Annotated in this window: 17 protein-coding genes; 10 read left to right on the top strand and 7 right to left on the bottom strand. The window is 69.6% G+C overall.

The genetic code is table 11. From position 1 onward, the window contains the following. Nucleotides 1-99 precede the first annotated feature (99 nt). Nucleotides 100-519: a PPOX class F420-dependent oxidoreductase gene (locus tag ABZT87_RS25410; protein WP_354862330.1), complete on the top strand. Its 420-nt coding sequence runs from the start codon at nt 100-102 to the stop codon at nt 517-519. 120 nt (nt 520-639) lie between these two features. Further along, complete coding sequence (locus ABZT87_RS25405; RefSeq protein WP_355138614.1) at nt 640-1,965, top strand: glycoside hydrolase family 18 protein; 1,326 nt, start codon at nt 640-642, stop codon at nt 1,963-1,965. A 66-nt stretch (nt 1,966-2,031) separates the two neighbouring features. On the opposite strand, the gene ABZT87_RS25400 is transcribed toward ABZT87_RS25405, so the two are convergent. Together ABZT87_RS25400 and ABZT87_RS25395 are read right to left on the bottom strand one after the other, a co-directional pair. Beyond that, nucleotides 2,032-3,930, bottom strand: a complete 1,899-nt coding sequence (locus tag ABZT87_RS25400) for a caspase family protein (RefSeq protein ID WP_355138612.1) — start codon at nt 3,928-3,930, stop codon at nt 2,032-2,034. Then, nucleotides 3,927-4,343: a hypothetical protein gene (locus ABZT87_RS25395; protein ID WP_355138610.1), complete on the bottom strand. Its 417-nt coding sequence runs from the start codon at nt 4,341-4,343 to the stop codon at nt 3,927-3,929. The genes ABZT87_RS25400 and ABZT87_RS25395 overlap by 4 nt, the downstream gene beginning before the upstream one ends. Before the next feature lie 169 nt (nt 4,344-4,512). Between ABZT87_RS25395 and ABZT87_RS25390 the strand changes: the two genes are divergently transcribed. After that, nucleotides 4,513-7,314, top strand: coding sequence for a M14 family zinc carboxypeptidase (locus tag ABZT87_RS25390; protein WP_355138608.1), 2,802 nt, complete (start codon nt 4,513-4,515; stop codon nt 7,312-7,314). A 71-nt stretch (nt 7,315-7,385) separates the two neighbouring features. Here the strand turns inward: ABZT87_RS25390 and ABZT87_RS25385 are convergent, their stop codons facing one another. After that, nucleotides 7,386-7,577 (bottom strand): DUF397 domain-containing protein, encoded by a 192-nt coding sequence (locus tag ABZT87_RS25385; protein ID WP_355138606.1) that lies wholly within the window; start codon nt 7,575-7,577, stop codon nt 7,386-7,388. Continuing rightward, nucleotides 7,568-8,368, bottom strand: coding sequence for a helix-turn-helix transcriptional regulator (locus ABZT87_RS25380; RefSeq protein WP_355138604.1), 801 nt, complete (start codon nt 8,366-8,368; stop codon nt 7,568-7,570). The genes ABZT87_RS25385 and ABZT87_RS25380 overlap by 10 nt, the downstream gene beginning before the upstream one ends. Before the next feature lie 238 nt (nt 8,369-8,606). On the opposite strand from ABZT87_RS25380, the gene ABZT87_RS25375 reads away from it, so the two are divergent. Then, nucleotides 8,607-9,125, top strand: coding sequence for a hypothetical protein (locus ABZT87_RS25375; protein ID WP_355138602.1), 519 nt, complete (start codon nt 8,607-8,609; stop codon nt 9,123-9,125). 682 nt (nt 9,126-9,807) lie between these two features. Then, nucleotides 9,808-10,788, top strand: a complete 981-nt coding sequence (locus tag ABZT87_RS25370) for a DUF559 domain-containing protein (RefSeq protein WP_355138600.1) — start codon at nt 9,808-9,810, stop codon at nt 10,786-10,788. A 3-nt stretch (nt 10,789-10,791) separates the two neighbouring features. On the opposite strand, the gene ABZT87_RS25365 is transcribed toward ABZT87_RS25370, so the two are convergent. Continuing rightward, complete coding sequence (locus ABZT87_RS25365) at nt 10,792-11,592, bottom strand: SAM-dependent methyltransferase (protein WP_355138598.1); 801 nt, start codon at nt 11,590-11,592, stop codon at nt 10,792-10,794. A 137-nt stretch (nt 11,593-11,729) separates the two neighbouring features. Beyond that, nucleotides 11,730-13,796: a cellulose binding domain-containing protein gene (locus tag ABZT87_RS25360; protein ID WP_355138596.1), complete on the bottom strand. Its 2,067-nt coding sequence runs from the start codon at nt 13,794-13,796 to the stop codon at nt 11,730-11,732. 525 nt (nt 13,797-14,321) lie between these two features. On the opposite strand from ABZT87_RS25360, the gene ABZT87_RS25355 reads away from it, so the two are divergent. The 5 genes from ABZT87_RS25355 to ABZT87_RS25335 all read left to right on the top strand — a co-directional run bounded on the left by ABZT87_RS25355 (nt 14,322) and on the right by ABZT87_RS25335 (nt 21,230). Further along, on the top strand, nt 14,322-15,662 hold the full coding sequence (locus ABZT87_RS25355) for a PHB depolymerase family esterase (protein ID WP_355066349.1): 1,341 nt from the start codon (nt 14,322-14,324) through the stop codon (nt 15,660-15,662). 281 nt (nt 15,663-15,943) lie between these two features. Beyond that, complete coding sequence (locus tag ABZT87_RS25350; protein WP_355066350.1) at nt 15,944-18,082, top strand: hypothetical protein; 2,139 nt, start codon at nt 15,944-15,946, stop codon at nt 18,080-18,082. Between the two features lie 4 nt (nt 18,083-18,086). Beyond that, nucleotides 18,087-18,770, top strand: coding sequence for an HAD hydrolase-like protein (locus ABZT87_RS25345; protein WP_355066352.1), 684 nt, complete (start codon nt 18,087-18,089; stop codon nt 18,768-18,770). A 220-nt stretch (nt 18,771-18,990) separates the two neighbouring features. Beyond that, nucleotides 18,991-20,433, top strand: coding sequence for a B12-binding domain-containing radical SAM protein (locus tag ABZT87_RS25340; protein ID WP_355138594.1), 1,443 nt, complete (start codon nt 18,991-18,993; stop codon nt 20,431-20,433). A gap of 89 nt (nt 20,434-20,522) precedes the next feature. After that, nucleotides 20,523-21,230, top strand: a complete 708-nt coding sequence (locus ABZT87_RS25335; protein WP_355138592.1) for an ElyC/SanA/YdcF family protein — start codon at nt 20,523-20,525, stop codon at nt 21,228-21,230. A 30-nt stretch (nt 21,231-21,260) separates the two neighbouring features. Here ABZT87_RS25335 and ABZT87_RS25330 read toward each other — a convergent pair whose 3' ends face one another. Then, nucleotides 21,261-22,277 carry a LacI family DNA-binding transcriptional regulator gene (locus ABZT87_RS25330; protein ID WP_355138590.1) on the bottom strand — a complete coding sequence of 339 codons (1,017 nt, stop codon included), beginning with the start codon at nt 22,275-22,277 and terminating at the stop codon, nt 21,261-21,263. Nucleotides 22,278-22,279 lie beyond the last annotated feature (2 nt).

Genomic DNA, 22,279 nt, shown 5'->3' with positions numbered 1-22,279 from the left:
CCCTCGGCCTCCCGCACGCCGCGATCCGCGTCCTGCCGTGCGGGCGCCGGGCGGGTGCGTACCGTGCAGGGGTAACCGCTCATGCGAAAAGGAGCCTTCATGTCCAAGCCACCGCTTCCCGAGGCTGCGGTCGAGATGCTGCAGAAGCCGAACCCGGCCGTCATCACCACGCTTCGCAGTGATGGTCAGCCGGTGTCCGCCGCGACCTGGTACCTCTGGGAGGACGGCCGGATCCTGGTCAACATGGACGAGAGCCGCCGCCGGTTGGAGCACGTCCGCAACGATCCTCGGGTCTCCCTCACGGTGCTGGACGAGGCCGGCTGGTACACCCACGTCAGCATCATCGGGCACGTCGCCGAGTTGCGCGCCGACGAGGATTTCACGGACATCGACCGGCTGTCCCGGCACTACACGGGCAATCCCTATCCCCGGCGTGATCGTGGTCGGGTCAGCGCCCTGATCGAGATCGACCGCTGGCACGGCTGGGGGTCGCTCAAGGACAACAGCCAGGTCGGCTGACCGTCCGCCGCGGGGACGGCGGCGGACGGACGGCTCTTGACCGCAGAGCGTGATCGGCTTAACTTCATCAATCAGATAAGTGTCTTTACTAATTCTGCTTGATCCCTCGTGGGAGTGCCGATGCGACAATTGCGTCACCGCCGCCTCACCGCCGTCGTCGCCCTGGCGACCCTGCTGCTCACCGCCGCCCCGCCCGCCGCGGCGAGCGCCGGCGCCAGGCCCGACCGCCAGCCCGGCTACCACCGGGTCGGCTACTTCACCCAGTGGGGCATCTACGGCCGGGCCTTCACGGTCAAGAAGCTCGACACCTCGGGTGCGGCGAGCCGCCTCACCCACCTCAACTACGCCTTCGGCAACGTCAGCGAGGACGGCCGCTGCTATGTGGACGGCGGACCGGGCGAGGGCGACGCCTGGGCCGACTACCAACGGCCGGTGTCCGCGCAGGAGAGCGTCGACGGCGTCGCCGACGCCCCCGGCCAGGCGCTCAACGGCAACTTCGGCCAGCTCGCCAAGCTGAAGGCCAAGCACCCCGGTCTCCAGGTGCTGATCTCGCTGGGCGGGTGGAGCTGGTCGACGTACTTCTCCAACGCCGCCCGCACCGACGCCTCCCGCAAGGCGTTTGTCGCGTCCTGCATCGACCTGTACCTCAAGGGCAACCTCCCGGGCAGCCCGGGTGCCGCGGCGGGCGTCTTCGACGGCGTCGACCTCGACTGGGAGTGGCCGAACTGGGACGGCGAGCCCGGCAACGTCATCCGACCTCAGGACCGGGAGAACTTCACCAAGCTGCTGGCCGAGTTCCGCCGGCAGCTCGACGCGTACGGCCGCACGACCCGCGCGCACCACCCGCTGACCGCCTTCCTGCCGGCCAACCCGGCCACGATGGACGCCGGTTACGAGGGCCGCAAGATCTTCACGTACCTCGACTTCGCCAGTGTGCAGGGGTACGACTTCCACGGCGGCTGGGACGCGGTGACCAACCAGCAGTCCGCGCTGCGCGTACCGGCGGGCTCGCCGGGCAACCCCGACTTCTCCGTCGAGGTGGCCGTCGACGGTTGGATCGACCGTGGGGCGCCGCGCGACAAGCTGGTCCTGGGCATCCCCTACTACGGTCGCGGCTGGACCGGCGTCACCGGCGGCGGCAACGGCCTGTTCCAGCCGGCCGCCGGGCCCGCACCGGCGACCTTCGAGGCCGGCTACGAGGACTACAAGCAGCTCAAGACCCTGGCCGGCAACGGCTACACCGTGCACCGCGACCTGCGCGCCGGGCACGCCTGGCTTTTCGACGGTACGACCTTCTGGACGTACGACGACCCGGCGGTCGTGCTGCAGAAGACGCTCTACATCCGGCGGGCCGGCCTGGCCGGCGCGATGGTCTGGTCACTCGACGGCGACGACGACAACGCCACGCTGACCAAGACGATCGGCCTGGGCCTGACGACCAGGTAGACGTACCCCTGCTCGAGCCGACCCGCCGCCGGCCGATTCCTCGGTCGGCGGCGGTGTGGCGTCAGCTCAGTGGGTGCTCCACCGCTCGCTGAACCGCCAGGCCAAGCTGCCGTCCGCCCGCGTGGGCAGCCGGTCGTCGTCAGGATTGGGTGGGGTGACCCCGTGCAAGGTGCCGCCCGCGAAGTGCGAGAGGGCGTGCAGGATCTCCGGACGAGTGTGTGGGAAGTGCCGGATGTCGGCCACCGTAAAGCCGCCGAGGGCAGCGGAGTAGCTGAACTCGCGCGGCTTCTCCACCTCGGGATAGTCCCGTTTGAAGGCGATGGCGAGGACGTTTCCGGCGACGAAGATCCGGTCCAGGTGGTGCCACGCGATGAACCTGTTGTGCGCTCTGGTCCGCACGCCGATGCCCTGTTTGGAGAGCTGGACGACGAGCGGTCTTCGGGCCAGCGCGAGGTGACCGGTCAGCACGTCGTGGAGCTGTATGACGATAAGCGCACCGATCGCGAGGATCCCGGTCAGCAACCAGACCTTCCCGAAGGCATGAATTTCGAGCGGCACCTGCCACCCGGCGTGGTGCTTGATGGGACCGACGATCTGGAACGCCACCAGCAGCCCGCCGGTGATGCCGACCGCTGCGGGGACCCGCCACCACGCCGCCAGCGCATAGCCCTGGTAGAGCAACTCTCGGACGAGACGCCACGTCAGCCAGAGGAGCCCGCCGAGCAGGACGAGGAAGAACCGCGGAGACTCGAGGAAGATCTCCGCCGCGATGTACACGACGACGGTGATCGGCAGGTACACGACGACAGCACCCCAGAGAATGATGGCAAGTCCCCGTTTGACTCTGGCATCTCGCGGAAACCCTGCCCGCACGTCGCGACCGGCGGTGGCGGCGAGCACTGTGACAATCACCGCGGCAGCCGGCTCGAAGATCGTGAACAGCAGATCCCCGTTGAGCCACCCGCGCGGTCGTGTCGGGTCGAGGGCCGGGCCGAGCCACGAGATCAGGAGAGCGATCTGCAGGCCCACGACACCTGCCGACACCGCGAGCCGTCGCCAGTGCCTCGCCAACAGGTCGCGGTGCAACGGGTGGAACAGTCGCTGCGGTCGGCGCAGCGTGTCGAGCACCGGCCGGGCTGCGGCCAGTACGGGCAGGTTGACGGCCGGCGTCTCGCCCGACGGCTGGTCCTCCAATGGAGGTGCGGCGACAGACCCGGGGCGCAACACCAGGTCGGCCGCGAGGTCGGTGTTGCGTTGGCGCGGACGGGGCAGACCCTGGCTGGGCAGGGTCACCGCCAGGTGCCGGTACGCGGCGCTCAGGGTGAGGTCGCCCCCGCCCGGGTGCCCGTCGCGCTCCGGTGGTCCGTGCTGCAACAGGCGCAGCAACTCGCCGGTGAACGCCGTGTGCTCGGCACCGACCGGCGCGATGGCGGCGACGTTGTCCGAGGTCGCGGTGAGGGTGAACGTGCCCTGGATCTCGCTGCGGTCGGCCAGCCCGTTCTCCACGTCCGTGGCGGACATGGTGGTGAGCGCCCGGCCCGCGAAACAGCAGTCGAGGATCAACACCCGGGTACGGGCGGGGCTGTCCCGCATCGCGTCACGGATCCAGCTGAACGGGATCGCTGTGTACTTGAGCCAGTCCGGTCGGGGGTTCGTGCCGCTCAGGGCGAGGAACAGTTCTCCGTTGTCGTCGAGGAGCCCGTGGCCCGCGTAGTAGACAAGCAACAGGTCTTCGGCCTCGCCGCAGCGTTCGGCGATCGTGACACCCGCCTCCCCCGGGTGCGGAACGTCGAGAAGCTGGGTGCAGCGGTCGACGGCGACCAGGTCGACCGGCCCGGTGGTGACCAGTCGGGCCAGCTCGGTGACGTTCGCCCGTACCGCCGGCAGATCCTCCAGTGCCTGCTGGCTGTGTGTGGCGGTGCCGATCAGCAGCGCGGTCGACCTGCTCGGGTCGGGGCGACTCACTTGTCGTTCGTCTCGACAGACGGTTCGTGATCGGCCAGCGCGCGTACGGCAGCCTCGATGAGCGCGGTGACCTGGTCCATGTCCCGAGCCCGGCGGACGTCCAACTCGGCCGACGATCCGCCGGGAAGCGTGAGCCTCACCGTCACGTCCTCGCGGCGGTGGGTCAACCAGCCGGCAATGGCCTGCACCAGCACCATGACGGCGCCACCGCTGCCGACGGCCACCAACAACACGTCCGTTGCGCCCCCGGACATCTCGTCCGGCGGTGCCGTCGAGCCCGCGGCGGGCGCGGCGGTCACCATTCCGCGGAGCCGGTCCTCGGCGCGTAGCCAGGAGGCCAGAGACCGGCGGGCATCGGCAGAGGGAAGATCCGGATGGACCGAGAGCGCGATCGTTTCCTGAGACTCGGGCACCGTCTTCTCCCTCCGGCGAAGGCCAACCCCACCCCCTTCATCCTGCCAGCCCGCGCCACCGTCGGGCAGCCCGCGAACTCACCGGTGTCGATCAACCCTTGACCGTCGTGTCGGCCAATTCATAGGCTCCGGCCACTGCGAGGCTTTCCGCGAGAAGGGAACCCGAGACATGGCCCCATCGTCACGTCCGTTCTGGACCCTCCCCCCGAAGCGGCTGGCGGGCGCCGCCACGATCGCGCTCCTGCTCGGCATGACTCCCCTGCTCGGCGGCACGCCCGCCGCCGGCGCCGCGCGACCCGCACCGTGCAGCGACGACCCGACGGCACGGATCAGCACCGTGCCCAGCCCGGAGGCCGCGCTCGGCTTCCCCCTCGGGACGGGACAGGAGCGGGTCGTCACCAACGACGAGGTCCGCACCTACCTCGGGGCCGTGGACAGCGCCTCCGACCGGGTCGTCACGGGTGTGACGGCCACCAGCGTGCTCGGCCAGCCCCTGCCGTACGCGGTGGTGTCCAACGAACGCCACGTGCGGCCGTCCGCCCTGCGGAAGATCGCCGACGACGTACGGGACCTGCGTGACCCCCGCCGGACGAGCGCGCGGACGGCCGCCCGGACGGCGAAGGACGGCCCGGCCATCGTCTGGGTCACCGCGAACGTGCACGGCGGCGAGAAGAGTGGCACCGACGCGGCGCTCAAGACGCTGTACGAGTTGGCGGCCGGCCTGTCCTGCGAGGTCGCGCGGCGCAACGACAACCTGGTCACCATCATCGTCCCGACGCAGAACCCGGACGGCCGCGACGCGACCCGGCGGCAGAACGAGTTCGGCTTCGACCTGAACCGGGACTGGTTCGCCCGCACCCAGCAGGAGACGGACGGCAAGCTCGAACTGCTGCGCCGCTACCCGCCGCAGGTGTTCATCGACGCCCACGAGATGGGCGGCCGGCAGTACTTCTTCCCGCCCAACGCCGACCCGATCCACCACGAGATCGCCGGCGAGGCGGTGGACTGGATCAACCGGATCGGCGAGGCCAACAAGGCCGGCTTCGGCTACAACGGCGCCTGCGACGACACGGTCACCACCGAGTGCTACTTCAACTACGACACGTACGACATGTTCTTCATGGGCTACGGCGACACCGTGCCGACCACCGGCTTCGGCGCGGCCGGCATGACGTACGAGAAGGGCAGCGCCTCGGCCGTCGCCGACCGGGTGCAGCAGCAGTTCCACACCCAGTGGTCGACGCTCGGCTGGGCCGCCGCCAACAAGCGCGAGGTGCTGGACGGCTACTTCGACATCTGGACCGACGCGCTCGCCGAGGGCCGGGCGGGCGCCCTGGAGCCCAACGAGGTGGTGCAGCCCACCAACGAGGTCCAGTTCCCGGTGCCGGCCGTCACGGTCCGCTCGTACTTCCTGCTGCCCGACCGGCAGCTCGCCGACGTCCGCCGGCTCGTCGAGCGGCTGCGCCGGATGGACGTCGAGGTGTACGAGGTGCAGAAGCCCACCCGGGTGCCCACCGCGCGGGTCTTCGGCGGTCGCAGCGCCACCAACGTGACCGTGCCCAAGGGCGCGTACTGGATTCCGATGGACCAGCCGCAGAAACACTGGATCCAGGCGATCATGGGCGAGGACCCGTACGTCCCGTTCCCGTACTTCTACGACGTGTCCTCCTGGAGCAACCCGCTGCTGATGGGCGTCTCCACGATCTACACGGGAGACAACGTCCGCCCGCAGGCCCAGCCGGTCCGGGGGATCTCCGGCGGCCGCAGCGGGCTGGCCTGGCCGTGGGGCTCCTACACGTACCCGCTGGACTCGGCCGCCGCCGCGGAGCTCACCTTCACCCTGCTCGGCCGTGGCGTGCCGCTCGTGCGGGACCTTGACACCAACCGCGTCGCGATCCCGGCGGCCCGGCTGAGCCGTACGGTCGACGACCTGGCCGAGGCCGCCGGGGTCACCCTCACCCCCGGCGGACGCCCCACCGGGACCCGCCTCGACCTGCCCGACGTCGGGCTGTTCCAGGGCACCGGCATCTCCACCACGTCCGGCTCCCACGGCGAGGCCCGGTACGTGCTCGGCAAGCGGTGGGGCCTCGCCCTCAAGCCGGTCACCACTGCCGACATCAACGACAACACCGCGGCGTTCACCGGGCGTACGGTGCTGCTGGTCCCCGACGGCAGCAGCGCCACCGGCGGACTGACCGCCGCCGGGCAGGCCAACCTGCGCGACTGGATCGCCCAGGGCCACACCTACATCGGGCTGCGCAACGAGGGCACCCGGCTGGCCCGCGCCGCCGGGCTCACCTCCACCACAGAGAAGACCAAACCGGCCGACTACCTGGTGATCGGCTCGCACCTGCGGGTCGACGTCGACACCGACAACCCGGTCGCCCTCGGCCGCCCCGCCGAGGACTTCGAGTTCAACAACAGCGACCCGATCCTCAACCCCAGCACCACCGGGACGAACGTGCTCACCTACCCGACCGACGACACGTTCTGGGCCAACGGCTACACCGTCGGCGCGGACACACTCAAGGGCACAGCCGCCGTCGTCGACGAGCCGACCGGCACCGGCAGGTCGGTGCTGTTCGCGTTCAACCCGCTCTTTCGCGCGTACAACGAGAATGGTCTGCACCTGGTGGCCAACGCGCTGCTCTACCCGCCGGGCGCACCCGACGCCCGACGCACGCCGGGCACCGACGCGGCGCGCGCCAGCGCCGCCGCCGCGCCGGTCGCGGCGGACCTGGGCGGCGGATGGCGGCCGACCACCATCGAGGTCGCGGCGACGGACCTGGCTCGCACGCGGGCCATCGTCGAACGCTTCACCACCGACGCCCGGACGTCCGCGAAGGGCACCTCGGCGTACGTCGTGATCCCCAACCCGCAAGGGCTCCAGGCCGACGAGCACCCGTTCACTGCCGATCTGGTACGCGCGCTGCGCGCCGCCGGAGTGCCGCTGCGGTCGGTGGTCGCCTGACCGGTCCCCTGCACAGCGAAGCGCCCGTCCCCGCTGTTCGGGGGGCGGGCGCTTGTCGCTTGGGGCGCTGGCTACGAACGCCGAGCGAGATCGGCGACGAACGCCCGCCACGAGGCTGGCCGGAAGACGAGCGCCGGCCCGTCGGGGTCCTTGGAGTCCCGCACACCGACGATGCCCGGCAGATTGTCCGCAACCTCAAGGCAGTTGCCGCCGCCAGAGCCGCTGCGAGTGGATTTGCGCCACCTAGCGCCGATCAGGTCCATGACGTCACGACATCCTTCATCAGCTCGATCGACTGCCGGCGGGGAAGCGCTTCACTGCGAACCATCTCCCACCTCGACATGAGAGTATCCACATCGTCGTCTCGGTCGATGACGACTCCGCCGAGCTGGTTCTCCATCTCCCCCACCCACTTGTGCTCGGGCAGGCGTGCCAAGCTGAACGGCCCGGTCAGGCCGACGTGCATGCTGACCTCGTCCGGCAGCAGGTGAACGTTGATGTTCGGCCGCTCCGCGAGGGTGGTCAACTGCTTGATCTGCCCGGCCATGATGTCGCGGAAGTCCGTGCCGGCGCGGCGGATCACCGCCTCGGCGATGACGGCGACCAGATGCGGGGCGTTTGCCTTCGTCAAGATCGCCTGCCGGTCGATCCGGTGCGCCAGCCGCTTCTCGACTTCGTCATCGCTCAGCGTTTCATTGCAGCGGATGACGGCCCGGCCGTAGCTCTCCGTCTGGAGCAGGCCCGGAACGAGGGTCGGTTGGAAAGACCTGAGCTGCGTCGCCGTCCGCTCCGCGTCGAGCCACGGCAGGAACCACGATGGGGCGCCGAGCTTGCCCACCATGCGTTCGAACAGGCCGGCGTTGTTGAGTGCCCGGTCGGCGCCCTTGATGAAGTCCATCGTGAGCGCCCGTGTCTCGCCCTCCACGGCGCTGACGTGGGAGGCGCTGAAGCCGGCACCTCGGCCGAACGCCTCCTGCGTCATCCCGGCGGCTCCTCGGGCGCGACGAATCTCGCCCACGATGAACGCGGCGAGCGGGTGCGGCAGATCAGCCATTCAAAGCTCCCCAAGCCGGAAGATCAATTACTCACGCCACTGCCCGGCGTGGAACGTTTCGCCAGCTCAGCCCGAACCGGCGAACCACCTTCCGAGCGTAGTGGACTCCACAGCAGAGTGTCACCAGCGGCGCGGCCGGTGGAGGACCCGAGACCCGGCGGACGCGTTCGTACCGGGGCCGCCCTCTGGGCGAGCACTCACGGGGCGGCCCCTCCCAACGCCTGCCAGGGGGATGACCATGCCTGTCGACCAGCCACCGCAGGTGCGATCCGGTGACCTGCTGCACCTGACCCGCGCCGCGAGCCCACAGTTCGCCCGCCCCATCACCGTTTGCGTGATCCGCACCCTCACCGACCGGCACACGTACCACGGTTGGTTGTGGATCGACGCCTACCAGCTCGGCCCGAACGGCGACGCCCTCGCCCGCCGCGAGCTTTACCTGATGCCCTCCGGCGCGCGCTGGCTCCCCTCCCCACCTGCCACCCCACCCCGAACGACCGCGCCACCCCCGACCGCCACCCCACCGCGGACCGCCACCCCACCCCGGACCGGCACTCCACCCCGGACCGCCACCCCATCCCCGACGCCCGCGCCATCCCGGACCGCCACCCCACCCCGGACCGCCGCGCCGCCCAAGCCCATCGCGGTACCCGTCACCGCACCGCCGCGCCCGACCACCACACCGTCCCGGCCCACGGCACCGCCGCGTCGTGCTGCTCGGCGCCCGGCAATGCGCGGTCCGGTGCGGGTCGGCTGATGCCCCGGCGTGCTCACGACCATCAGCCGGCCCGCCCGACGTGGCGCTGCGGCACCTGCGGAATCGCCTGGCCCTGCTCGCCCGCCAAGCTCCGCCTCCTCGCGACCTACCGGCTTGATCGCCCGGCCCTGCTGGCCCACCTGGCGGCGCTTCAGGCGGAGGCCGCCGCCCACCTCACTGCCCTCAATCCGGATAAACCACCCCCAAACCTGACCGACCGCTTCACCACCTGGGCCTCCCCCCGCTAGCCACACACCCACTCATGCCCGAATCCCTGCAGATCTTGGACAGTTTCCGTTAGCTGCTAACGGAAACTGTCCAAGATCTGCACGGGCGACAGCAACGGAGCGCGCGGCAACGCCGCGCACGGCCGCACGGCGCAGGGCCGGACGGCGCACGACACGCGACACGCGGCGGACGCCGAGCGGCAACGCGGCCACGCCGCACGGCGCACGGCGCACGGCGCACGACACGCGACACGCGACACGCGGCGGACGCCGAACGGCAGCGCGGAGCGGCAGCACGGCAACGCCGCAACGCCGCAACGCCGCAACGCGGCAACGACAGCAGCGGCAGCAGCGGCAGCGGCAGCGGCAGCGGCAGCAACGAGGGCTGTACGCCAGCGGCAGAACTGTCCGCCATTTGATGGCGCGGCACCAACCAGGTGGGAAGGCTCGACGGGATGTTGCCTCCTGATGACGCTGACGCACTCGACTGGCTCGCCTTCGAGCAGGCGGGTGTGCTGACGACCGCGCAGCTCTCCGGGCTCGTCACCGAGGGGACGGTCCGGGGCCGGATTCGCTCCGGACGCTGGCGGTCGGTCTGTCAGGGGATCGTGCTGGCCGGTAATGGTCGACTCACCCGCGACCAGCAACTGTGGGTGGCGGTGCTTGCGGCCGGTCCGGGAGCGGTCCTGGCCGGGGTGACCGCGGCTGCCGAGGCGGGCGTACGGGGACTGCGGCGCGAACCACTGCACGTGCTGGTGCCGGCCGAACGTCGCGCCGCGCGGACCGCCCTGCGTCGGCTGCCCATCGACATGCCCGCGGTGCTGGTCCATCGCACGTCGGTGCTGCCGGACGGGCATGTTCAGCTCGCCCGTCCGCCGCGTACGACGACGGCCCGCGCCCTGGTGGACGCGGCCGGGTGGGCGGGCGGCGTGGACGAGGCGCAGGGGTTGTTGGCCGCCGGATGCCAGCAGCGTCGCGTGCTACCCGAGGAACTGGATGCCGTGCTCGACGTCCTGCCCCGGGCACCTCGCCGACGGCTGATCCGGCAGGCCGTCGCCGACATCGCCGGCGGTGCGCAGGCGCTCTCCGAGATCAATTTTGTACGGCTGTGCCGGCGGCACCGGCTGCCCGCGCCGGACCTGCAACGACACCGCGTCGACGCGGCGGGCCGCAACCGCTGGTTGGACGTGTACTGGCACGAGTGGCGGGTGCAGGTGGAGATCGACGGCGCGCACCACATGGACGCCCGGCAGTGGGCGGCGGACATGCGCCGGCAGAACGACTTATGGACCAGCGGTGACCGTATCCTGCGCTTCCCCGCCTGGCTGGTCCGCGCCCGCCCCGACGAGGTCGCCGACACCGTTCGACGGGCGCTGGTCGCGGCCGGCTGGAGCCCGACCGGCGCGGCGCGACGGTCGCCGGAACAAGCCCGATGATGCCTACGGTTTGCGGGCGACGCCGCTGAAGCCGGTGCGGGCCACCTCGGCGTCGACGGTGGCGGGCGGCTCGGGGTACGGCCACATGTTGACCAGACCGGGCGACTCGAGGACGAAGTCGCCGAAGAACCGGGTGACGTCGGCGTGGCCGCGCGGTACGAACGGCGTGTTCGCGCGGGCGTAGATCGCCGAGATGCGGGCCATCAGGTCGGGGTGCACGTCGGTGCTGGCGTGGGACAGCGCCAGGTAGCTGCCGGGGGCGAGCGCGTCGCGGTAGGTCGCCACGATGTGGTGCGGGACCTGCTCGTCGGGCACCAGGTGCAGCACGAACATCATGAGGACCGCGACCGGGCTGTCGAAGTCGATGGCGGCGGCGACCTCCGGATGGGAGAGCACCTCGGCGGGTCGGCACAGGTCGGCCTGCACGACCGACACCGTCGCCGCGTCGGCGAGCAGGGCACGCCCGTGGGCGCACACCACCGGGTCGTTGTCGACGTAGACGACGCGTACGCCCGGGTCGATGCGGTGGGCGATCTCGTGCACGTTGTCCCGGGTCGGCAGTCCGGAACCGAGGTCCAGGATCTGCCGGACGCCCTTCTCCTCGACGAGGTGGCGGACCGTACGGGCGATCAGGTCGCGGCCCTGCCGGGCGGCCTCGGGCATCCACGGCGCGACCTGCAACACCATCTCGGCGGCGGCCCGGTCGGCGGCGAAGTTGTCCTTGCCGCCGAGGTAGTAGTCGAACATCCGCGCCGCGTTCGGCCGGTCGGTCTGCAGGCTCAGCCTGGGCTCCGACTGCGTCATGGCCGACCACCTCTCCCCGCCGAGCCCGCAGCATACCGTCCACGATGGTCGATCACGGACCCCCGGAGTCGGCACGAGCGTGATGCCTGTGGGTCATCTGGACAACTCACAGGCATCACGATCGTCGACGGGCGCGGTCAGCCGCTCGCGCAGATGGCGCCGTTGAGGGTGAACGCGGTCGGCAGGACGTTCGGCCCGCTGTACGCGCCGACGAAGCCGGCGCTGACGCTCGCGCCCGGGGCGATCTGCCGGTTGTCGTCGGTCGGGGTGACGCGCACGGCCCTGCCGACCTGCTCCCAGGTGGCGCTCCAGCCACTGCTCACCTGCTGCCACCCGGTCGGCCAGGTCCAGGTGAGCGTCCAGCCGGTGATGGGTTTCGTCCCGTTGTTGGTGATCTCGACGCCCCCGATGTAGCCGTTGCCCCAGTCGTTGCTGGCGGTGAAGCGGACCGTGCACGTGCTGGTCGCCGGGCTGCCGGTGGCGAACGTCAACGGCGGTGAGGCCCAGGACACCCGGCCGGCCGTGTCGCGGGCCAGCACGTTGACGGTGTACCTGCTGCCCGGCACCAGGTTGCCGACCGTGAACGACGTCGTCGCCGTCTCGCCGAACTGCTCGCTGACCGCGCCGTTCTGCCGGTACACCTCGTACTTGGCGATCGGGCTGCTGCCGGCGGTGGCCGCCGGCCAGGTGATCGTCGCGCCCCGGTCGGTGACGCCGCTGGCGGTGGGCTGGCCCGGGGCCGACGGCCGCCCGGCGGTCGCGCCGGCCGGGCGCAGCACGAGCGTCGTCAACGAGTACGGCGGCAGCGTCCGGCTGGTCGCCGAGCCGGACTGGCCGGTGGCGATGCCCGTCGCGCCGTTGGTGAGGGTGGACACCGTCGGCGCGGCTGTCGACGGTGTGAACCCGGCGTAGTCGATGGCGACGTCGTGGGCCGCGTCCGGGTCCTTGTTGATCAGCAGCACGGCCAGGTCGCCGTTGCCCCGTCGAACGGCGTGCGCGCTGACCAGTGGCTCGTCGGTGCCGGCGCGGATGAACTGGTCGCCGGTCTTCGCGAAGAGCTTCATCATCGTCAGCGCGTGGTACGGCGCGAACGGCGTGTTCAACGGCGGCTCGCACACCGAGCCGTCCGCCGTGCAGCCGCCGCTGGACAGCATGCCGAAGTCGCCGTAGTCGGTCTGGCCCGCCACCTCGCTCACGGTGCCGATGCCGTTGTGGACGTTCCACCACTGGGCGGTGAAGACGCCGTTCTCCAGCAGCCCGCTGTACGCGTCGGCGAGGAACAGCGCCCCGGGCTGGGTGTTCTGGCCGGCGCCGACGTTCAGCTCGGTGAAGCTGATGCCGATCCGGTCGGCGTTCGGGCCCGCGTACCGGCTGAGCTGCTGTCGGAGCAGGTACGTCGCGTCGGGGAGCTGGTTGGTGCGGGTCAGCGACTCGGCGGCGGTGCCACCCGGGTACCAGTGCACGTCCACGAAGTCGATCTTCGGGCCGGCGAGGGAGAGCACGGTCTGGTTCCAGGAGCCCGGGTCGCCGCCGGCGGTGATCCCGTCCGGCCAGTTGCCCGGCATCGTCAGCACCGCGCCCACCCTGATGCTCGGGTCGACCGCCTTCATCGCGTCGGCGTACTCGACGACCAGCCGCGCGTACTGGCTGGCGCTCTTGTCCGGGTGGTCGTCCGCCTCCCACGCCGACCCGTAGAGCCCGTTGCCGTAGTTCTCGTTGCCGATCGTCCAGTACTTTGCGCCGTACCCCTTTGTCACGTTGGCGTAGCGCACCCAGTCGGCGGCCTCGGCCGGCGTACCGGTGCCGTAGTTCGCGATGATCATCGGTTGGGCGCCGACCCGCCTGACCGCCGCCATGAACGTGTCGAAGTCGGTGTTCGGGGCGACGTACCCGCCGGGCGCGGTGTGGTCCTTCCAGTGGTAGATGTCGGCGTACGAGCCGCCGGGATAGCGCATCATCTGCACGCCGGCGTCGCGCAGCAGGTCCGACGTCTCGGCGGTGCCCAGGTTCTGGTCCCAGATGGCGTGGTTGACGCCCAAGGCGGTGTCGGACACCCGCGCCAGTCCGGCGCGGGCGTTCACGGTCACGGCGACGGCGCCGGGGTCGGCCGCCGCCATCGCTGTCGGAGGGTGGATGCCGGAGAGTGCGCTCGCGGCGAGCAGCACGCCCGCCAGGAGCGCCGCGCGGCGGTTCGGTATCTGCATGGCTGGGTTCCTTCGGGAAACGACAGTGAGTCACCCGGCCGGCAGAAAGCGGCGCGGCGGCGGGCGGACTCGTGGACGGACAGGCCCCGGCGCCCCATCGCTCAATCCCCGTCCCCCGGGATCCGTGGTCCGGTCCCGGCTGCCCAGTGGACGGGCGTCAGCCCCGCGCGCAGCAGGCTATCGACGGCCAAGAATGTCATGGTCGGATCGGGGATCTCAAGGGGACCCGCCCGAAGCAGGCGCTCCCACGACTGAAATGACGTCATACGTTACGTCTTGACGAACGACATGTTATCGCTCACAGTCGATGCGAGACGCCCAGCGTCAATGGCTCACCGGGAGAGCCTTCGCTGCTCAGGACGCCCGCCGGCAGGCGGGCGTCCTGACCGGACCGGTCAACAGCCCGCGGGTGACGCGCGGTGGACTCCGCGCGCCCGCGTGGTTCGTCGTGCCGATGACCGGTCCGGGCCTTCTCCCCGCACACCCCCCACCGCCACCGCTGCACCCACTGTGGAGGAACTGTCGATGAGAACAAGGCTCGCGCTGCTGGCCGCCGGGTTGGCGACGGCTCTGGCGACGATGACGGCCGTGGTCACGCTCGCCACCCCGGCGTCGGCCGCGACGCTCACCCAGGTGAGCAACTTCGGCACCAACCCGACCAACCTGCAGATGCACCTGTACGTGCCGGACCGGGTCGCGGCCCGCCCGGCGCTGCTCCTCGCGCTGCACTACTGCACGGGCAGCGGCCCGGCCGTGCACACCGGCTTCGGCCTCAGCTCCCTGGCCGACCGCTACGGCTTCATCGTGATCTACCCGTCGGTCACCCGCAGCAGCAAATGCTGGGACGTCTCCTCCCCGCAGGCCCTGCGCCGCGACGGCGGCAGCGACCCCGTCGGCCTGAAGTCCATGCTGGACTACGTCCGCAGCCGCTACCCGGTCGACCCGACCCGGATCGCCGTGGGCGGTTTCTCCTCCGGCGCCATGATGACCAACGTCATGCTCGGCCTCTACCCGGACGTGTTCAACGCCGGCTTCAGCTCCTCCGGAGTCCCGTTCGGCTGCTTCGCCACCACCAACGGCGCCGAGTGGAACAGCGAATGCTCCGGCGGACGCATCACCAAAACCCCGCAGCAGTGGGGCGACCTCGTGCGCAACGCCTACCCCGGCTACACCGGCGCCCGCCCGCGCGTCCAGATCTGGCACGGCACCACGGACACCACGCTGAGCTACGTCAACTTCGGCGAGCAGATCAAACAGTGGACCAACGTGCTGGGCGTCTCGCAGACCCCCAGCTACACCGACTACCCCCAGACGAGCGCCACCCGCACCCGCTACGGAGGCACCGGCCCCACCGCCCCGGTCGAGGCGATCAGCTTCCAGGGCTACGGCCACTCGATCCCGTTCGACGCCGCCCAGGCCATCCGCTTTCTCGGCTTCGACACCACCAACCCCAACCCCACCACCCCGCCGCCGGGCGGCACGGCGGCGCCGCTGCGCAACGTCAACGCCGGCCGGTGCCTGGACGTCCCGTCCCGGTCGCAGACGAACGGCACCCAGGTGGCGTTGTGGGACTGCAACGGCGGCACCAACCAGCAGTGGACGTCGACGACCGGCAGGCAACTCCAGGTGTACGGCACCAAGTGCCTGGACGCCGAGGGCGCCGGGACGTCCTCCGGCACCCGGGTGATCATCTGGGACTGCAACGGCGGTGCCAACCAGCAGTGGAACCTCGGAACCGACGGCACGGTCACCGGAGTCCAGTCGGGTCTGTGCCTCACCCCGAACTCCGCTGGCACCGCCAACGGCAGCCCGGTGGTTCTCTCGACCTGCAACGGCGGGACCAGCCAGAGGTGGACCAGAAGCTGATGCGGTAGCCCGATCGGTCGGTGCTACCGGCGACGATGCGGCCCGGCCCGGGAGTCTTCCGGAGCCGGGCCGCGATTCCGCTCCAGACGGCCAGCCAGTGGGGCTCGGCCCCGTCGTGGCTCTCCACGGATCGCTGGGCAGCCAGCTTGGAAGACGGGCGTTAGCCTGGAGTCAGGCCATGGTCACGGTCCGTCAACAAGCGGGAAATGGTTGGCGGCCGCGCCGAACATCCGACCACCACCGACTGGTGATGAGGGATGCGCATGATGAGGACGCCGCGGATGGTGGTGGCAATCGCGGTCACCGGCGTCCTCTCAGCCGCGACAGTGCTCACCGGGCTGATCACCAACGAGGCGTCGGCCCAGCAGCGGTGGCCCGGCTGGCTGGAGTTGGTCCGCACCCACCCGTGGCACTCACTCGGCGTACTGGCACTGCTCTTGGTCGGGCTAACCGTCGTCCTGACGGTGTTGCCGGACGGCGGAACGAAGACCCCGAGTCACCCGGACCTGGCGGACGCCGAGACCGCGCCACCGGCACCGCCGCCGTCCACAGTTGTCGAGTCCGCTGAACAGGAAGCGCCGGTAGACGACCGACGCGAGGAACAACGGATCCGACTGAGACGCCTCTCTACGGGACTGGTCAGCCGTCTCGGTCGGAGAAGGACCGCATACCCCCTTGATCTGAGCCTCGCCGAGCTGCATCGGTTGGACCTGTTCGTGCCCGGTCGAATGACCCGGTATCACGAGCGAGGCCCAGAAGTGGGCGAGCATGCCGTGGCGGCACTGATGGCCCCTCTCCACCAGGGCGAGTCGGTGCTTCTGCTCGGCGAGCCCGGGTCCGGAAAGAGCCTCTCGCTCTACGGCGCGGCGCTCGAACTACAACAAGCCGGCCTGATACCCATTCCGCTGCGCGCGCTTGACGCTGTGGAGGTCCTCGACCGTTTGCAGCAGGCAGGACTCGACCCGACGGCAGCGACGGACGCGGTGGTGCTTGTCGATGGGCTGGACGAGGCGAGTGAATTGGCCGGCGACGGGCCGCTCACCGTCGCACTGCTGCAACTGCTCCAACACGCCCCGGCGCTTGTCACCTCTCGCACCAGGGAATACGAGGAATGGATCGCCTTCGAGACCACCGCGATCAGCTTCGACGAGGTGTTCGTGCTCAAGGGCTGGTCGGCGGAGACCGAGTTCGCGGACTATCTGATCCGGCTGCAACGGCAGGGGCTGATCGCCGATCCCGATCTCTACCGGACCGTGGTCGACTCGGAGCGGTTGACGAGACTCGTAGAGCGTCCGCTCTACGCCCGGATGCTCACCTTCATCGGCCATGACGCCGCAACGCGGATCAGCAGTGCAAGTAATCTCTACGGCGAGTATCTCAACCGGCTGAGCCGTACAACCGACTTCGCGGTGCGCAGCACCCATCCCGCTTGGGCCGGCCAGTCGCTGTCGGTCTGGCAGACGGCGGCCTGGCTCGTGCACGCACGCGAACTGCCGGCGGACGCCATACCGATGGCCGACCTGCACGCCGCTCTCGCAACCAGCCGCGGACGCGGGGCCGAAATCAGAGCACTCGACCAGGTGATCGACCGGCGCACTCTCCACGGCACCGAAGTCGGCGAGTTCCTGCACTACTCGTTCTACGAATACCTGCTGGCCCGACACATTCGCGACCGGCTGCTCGCCGTGCTCTCCCCCGAGCAGGCTGTGACGTTGCTGCGTCGCGACCTGACGAGAGAGGTCCGCCACCACTTGATCGGTCAGCTGCAGGAGCTGGCCGACCACCGGCTCGGCGAACGGCTTTCCCAGCTGTACCGGCATCTGCGTGATGAACCAGGTCTCGACACGGGTGACCGGCTGACGGTCTGCAACCTGCTGGTCTACTTGATCTCGCGGACCAGTCCGGCGGCTCCTGAGCAGCTGACCGCACTGCTGCAGCGAGAGCGAGACGAGTTCCTGTTGAGCTCGATTCTGTGGGCGTTGTGCCACCACGAGTCGGACTCGGCGCTGTCACGGTTCTTCTACCTGCTGCAGTACGACTCGGCGTTCCGGGCCTGCAGCCGCGGCTACGTCCTCTACTACTACGGCGACGTGAGGGCAGGCCGCCCACCCTTCCTGGATCTGCCGCCCTACCCGCCGCACGAACGCACGACGACCCGAGTGTTGGCGATGTTCGAGAGCACCACCTTCCAGGCAATCCCCCCGCAACGCCGCTACGTCGACCTGTACACCTTCATGGACATCTATCTGGTGCGGCATGAGAGTATCGGTGGCCGTTCCCTGTCGACGCTCCGCGCGGCCACCACTGCGTTGTCCGGCCAAGGGCTGACGTCGGCGATGGAAGAGAAGCTGTCCGAGATGTTGCAGGCGATCTCCCGTCGGCCCATTGCGGACGGAAGCTCGACGTCGTTTGCGGGATGAGCAGATGACACTACGCGACCACGGGAAGGGCGAACTCGTGAAACTCTTTGTCTGGGATCTGCACGGCGTACTGGAGCAGGGCAACGATCGAGCCGTGATCGACATCTCCAACGAGGTGCTCGCCACCTTCGGATACGAGCAAAGATTCGGGTACGAGGACGGCCGCCGCCTGTACGGCCACAAGTGGTACGAATACTTTGACTTCCTCCTGCCCAACGAGACGCACCACCGGCACCTGGAGCTGCAGGACGCGTGCTTCACCCTCTCCGAGGAGCGGCCTGACCTGCAGTATCACTGGATGAAACCGACTCCACATGTCACCGACGTACTGGACGCCATAGCCATCCAGCACCAGCAGATCGTCATCTCCAACACCCGCCCCGGCACCCTCGACATGTTCCTCAAACTGCTGGAACTCGCGGACTATTTCCTGCCGGGGCGGGCGTTCGCTGTGGACCAGCATGTCCTGGACGTGAAGACCACCAAGAGGGATGTTCTCGCCGGGTACCTCGTCGGCCAACAGGCCTTCGAGGAGATCGTGATCATCGGAGACTCGGCGAGCGACATGCGATTGGCAGAGGTGGCTGGGGGGACGACCTACCTCTTCGCCCATCCCGACTTTGCATTTCGCAACTGCAGCGCGGACTTCCGAATCAGGGACCTTCGCGAGGTTCTCCATCGCATATAGACCACCTCCAATCGCACTGCCTAAACTGTGAGCAATCAATGCCTCACGGAGTGCGAGGTCGCCAATGGCATCACCTCGAGTTGTCCGGTCGTCTTCATCCCACACGCCACCACCGTTCTGCGACGCGTTGATCGTCGTACCGCCACCGTCTCCATCGGACACCAACCCTCCGCTGGGCCCGGCGATCCTCGCGACCGTCGCCGCACGTCACGGCTTTAACGTGGAGGTCCTGGACCTCAACATTCTCTTACTCAACCGGTTCGGCAATCAGGCTGGCACCCTCCGCAGCACACTGGGCGACCACGGCAAGGACCGGTCGAGCGTGGCGGCCGCCGCGCGATGGCTCTTCGCCCACACGGGTCTGCGTGGTACGCCTCCGCTGCATCTGCCCGACACCGCCGATCCAGTGGCGGGGATGCACTACCCAACCGATGCGATCACGGCCGCCGTGGCGGCCGCCGCCGCCGAGCCGGAGCCATGGCGGACGTGGCTCGAACAGCAGCTCCAAGCTTCGTGCGACACCCCACCCGCGGTGGTGGGCGTGTCCCTGATGGGGCCGTCCCAGGTCTTCGTCGGTCTGCTCGTACTGCGGGTGGTCAAGGAGATCTGGCCCGGCACGACGACCATGCTCGGTGGCAGTCACGTAACCCTGTTGGGAGATCGGATTCACCGTGACAACGGCATCCGGGACCTGGTCGACCTTGTGCTGGCTGGTCACTGCGAAGACGAGTTTGTGGCGACTCTGGTCCGACTCAGCCCTCGCGGCATCCGGCGACCGCTGCTACCAGCGCAAACTCCAGCAGACGCTCCGTTCGAGTATCTACCCACGTTCCACGCACGCCAGCTCGCTCTCTACGACCGCCGTTCGCTGACGCTGCCGGTCCAGTTCTCACGAGGGTGTTCCTACGGGCGATGCACCTTCTGCACCTACCCGGTCGTCGAACGGCAGGTCACCGCCCTCGCCCCAGATGCCGCGGCGCGGACGATCAGCGCGCTCGTCCGGGCCCACGACGTCCGCCGCTTCTCCTTGAAGGACTCTCTGTTCACAGCGCCGATGCTGCGCACCCTGGCCGAGGCGTTGCGCCACGAGCCGGTGACTGGACTGCGATGGAGCGCAACGACGAAGGCCAGTCGAGCGCTGCTTCCGCTGGCCTCATTCCTGGCCGACTCCGGACTCGCCACGCTGGAGATCGGCGTGGAGACGATCAGCCCGGCTGGTCAGCGGCTATTCGACAAGCGAGCCGATCCCGCGATGCTGGAGGACTTGATCCTGGCGCTGGCGGAGGCGGGTATCACCGTCGTGACGAACTTGATCTTTGGCTTTCCAGGAGAGCAGGAGCAGGACGCGCAGGCACAACTGGCGTGGTTACTCCGCCTACAGGCGGCGGCGCCCGATGACCGGGTCGACTGCTCGTTGAACATGCTGGAGATGGTCCGCGGCGCGCCGATGGTCTCTCACCCCCCGCCAGGACTCGAACTGCGCGGGGTTGCTCCCTGGGCGTTCAGCTATGACTGGAATGCGCCTACGTGGCGCCGTGACTTCGTTGCCACGCTGGAGCGGGTGGAACGCGCACGCGGCACGACGTCACCGATGGTCGGCACGGCAACGCACGCTCGCGAGCAGGTTGCAAGCTCAGCTGCGGCACATCGGATGCTCGCGTAGTCGGAGCAGCACGTCGAGGAGCACGACCTCGGCTGAAGGTGACCGCCCCGACCCGACCGCCATGAGCGAAGCCCGAATACTCTCGCGGCATGCGGGGACGACTCGGAGCGGCCAGGCGGTGGTGCACGGAGCATCGACGGTTCGTCCGTCGTACCCTCTTCGGGTTGGTGGTGGGCGCGGTGCTGCTGACCGGCGGCACGGTCGCCAGCGTGACGTGGGTCCGCGGCGCCGCGGACGGCCACCTCTACGACGAGGCCCATGTGCCGGCGGCGCCGGTCGCCCTGGTGCTCGGCACCAAGGTGGACGCCGACGGTACGCCGTCACCCTTTCTCGCGGCCCGTCTGGAGATCGCGCGGCGGCTGATCGAGCGGGGCAAGGTGACCGCGATCCTCGTGTCCGGCGACAACATGAACGCCGACTACAACGAGCCCGAGGCGATGCTGCGCTGGCTCGTCGATCGGGGTGTGCCGGCGCGGAAGGTGGTGCTGGACTACGCGGGCTTCGACACGTACGACTCGTGCGCGCGGGCGCAGCGGATCTTCGGGGTGACGCGCGCGACGGTCGTGACCCAGTCGTTCCATCTCCCCCGCGCCGTGGCGCTGTGCCGGCGTCTCGGCATCGACGCCAACGGGGTGGGCGACGAGACCGCCAAGCGGTACGCGCCGACCTGGCGGATCAGCGCCAGCCGCGAGAACGGCGCCTGCCTGAAGGCGGCGCTGGATGTGCTCACCGGCCGGGACCCGGCCCACCTGGGCCGCCGCGAGACCGGCGTCGACGACGCGCTGCGCGAGAGCTGACAACAGCGACGAGCGGGACCGCGGCGACGGTCACCTCGGCGGTCTGGCGCTGTCGCGCACGACGAGTTCGGTGGCGAGTTCGATGCGCGGGCTCTCGGTCTTCTCGCCTCCGGCAAGGCGCAGCACGGTCCGGGCGGCCAGCATGCCCATCTCGGCCAGTGGCTGGCGGACCGTGGTCAGCGGTGGGGAGCACCAGCGGACCTCCGGTAGGTCGTCGAAGCCGACCACGCTGATGTCGTCGGGCACCCGCAGGCCGCTTTTGCGGACGGCCTCGTAGACGCCGAGCGCCATCTGGTCACTGGAGGCGAAGATGGCGGTGGGTGGGTCGGGCAGGGCCAGTAGTTGCGTACCCGAGGTGAAGCCGGCCTCGTGGTAGAAGTTGCCGGGCCTGATGAGGGCGTCGTCGACGGCGATGCCGGCGGCGCCGAGCGCCGCGCGGTACCCGTCCATCCGGGCCCGGCTGCACATCAGGTGTGGTGGCCCGGCGATGAAGCCGATGCGACGGTGGCCGAGGCCGAGCAGGTACTGGTTGGCGCTCAGGCTGCCCGCCCAGTTGGTGGCGCCGATGGTGGGCGACTCCTGCGGGTCGACACCGGCGGGGTCGATGATGACCACTGGCAGGTGCAGCCGGCGCAGCTCCGCCTGCAGCGGTGGGTTCACCATCGAGGTCACGAAGATGACGCCCTCGGTGGATCGGGTACGCATGTTGTCCAGCCACTGCTTGGCCGAGGAGATGCGCCAGTGGATGGCGGAGACGACGGTGCCGACGCCACTGGCACGGGCGACGTCCTCCACCCCACGGATGATTTCCACGGCCCATGGGCTGTCCAGGTCGTTGAAGACCAGGTCGATCAGTGCGGCCTCGGTCCGCCGGGCCTGGGTGCGACGGCGGTAACCGTGGTGGTTGAGCAGCCGCTCGACGCGCTCCCGGGTCTCGGGAGCGACGTCGGAGCGACCGTTGATGACCCGGGAGACCGTGGGCACGGACACACCGGCCAGTCGCGCGATCATCGCGATGGTGACGTTTCGGCCGTTGTCGGAGCCCACGG

It is taken from the genome of Micromonospora sp. NPDC005237, assembly GCF_040607775.1.
GTDB lineage: Bacteria > Actinomycetota > Actinomycetes > Mycobacteriales > Micromonosporaceae > Micromonospora.
This window is presented reverse-complemented; position numbering and strand designations above follow the sequence as displayed.

What these genes read in the sequence shown, in the direction of transcription:
- ABZT87_RS25335 (WP_355138592.1), top strand. Translation starts at nt 20,523, where the DNA reads ATGCGGGGACGACTCGGAGCGGCCAGGCGGTGGTGCACGGAGCATCGA.
- ABZT87_RS25365 (WP_355138598.1), bottom strand. Translation starts at nt 11,592, where the DNA reads ATGACGCAGTCGGAGCCCAGGCTGAGCCTGCAGACCGACCGGCCGAAC.
- ABZT87_RS25385 (WP_355138606.1), bottom strand. Translation starts at nt 7,577, where the DNA reads ATGGACCTGATCGGCGCTAGGTGGCGCAAATCCACTCGCAGCGGCTCT.
- ABZT87_RS25375 (WP_355138602.1), top strand. Translation starts at nt 8,607, where the DNA reads ATGCCTGTCGACCAGCCACCGCAGGTGCGATCCGGTGACCTGCTGCAC.
- ABZT87_RS25405 (WP_355138614.1), top strand. Translation starts at nt 640, where the DNA reads ATGCGACAATTGCGTCACCGCCGCCTCACCGCCGTCGTCGCCCTGGCG.
- ABZT87_RS25380 (WP_355138604.1), bottom strand. Translation starts at nt 8,368, where the DNA reads ATGGCTGATCTGCCGCACCCGCTCGCCGCGTTCATCGTGGGCGAGATT.
- ABZT87_RS25360 (WP_355138596.1), bottom strand. Translation starts at nt 13,796, where the DNA reads ATGCAGATACCGAACCGCCGCGCGGCGCTCCTGGCGGGCGTGCTGCTC.
- ABZT87_RS25345 (WP_355066352.1), top strand. Translation starts at nt 18,087, where the DNA reads ATGACACTACGCGACCACGGGAAGGGCGAACTCGTGAAACTCTTTGTC.
- ABZT87_RS25390 (WP_355138608.1), top strand. Translation starts at nt 4,513, where the DNA reads ATGGCCCCATCGTCACGTCCGTTCTGGACCCTCCCCCCGAAGCGGCTG.
- ABZT87_RS25370 (WP_355138600.1), top strand. Translation starts at nt 9,808, where the DNA reads ATGTTGCCTCCTGATGACGCTGACGCACTCGACTGGCTCGCCTTCGAG.
- ABZT87_RS25410 (WP_354862330.1), top strand. Translation starts at nt 100, where the DNA reads ATGTCCAAGCCACCGCTTCCCGAGGCTGCGGTCGAGATGCTGCAGAAG.
- ABZT87_RS25350 (WP_355066350.1), top strand. Translation starts at nt 15,944, where the DNA reads ATGGTGGTGGCAATCGCGGTCACCGGCGTCCTCTCAGCCGCGACAGTG.
- ABZT87_RS25355 (WP_355066349.1), top strand. Translation starts at nt 14,322, where the DNA reads ATGAGAACAAGGCTCGCGCTGCTGGCCGCCGGGTTGGCGACGGCTCTG.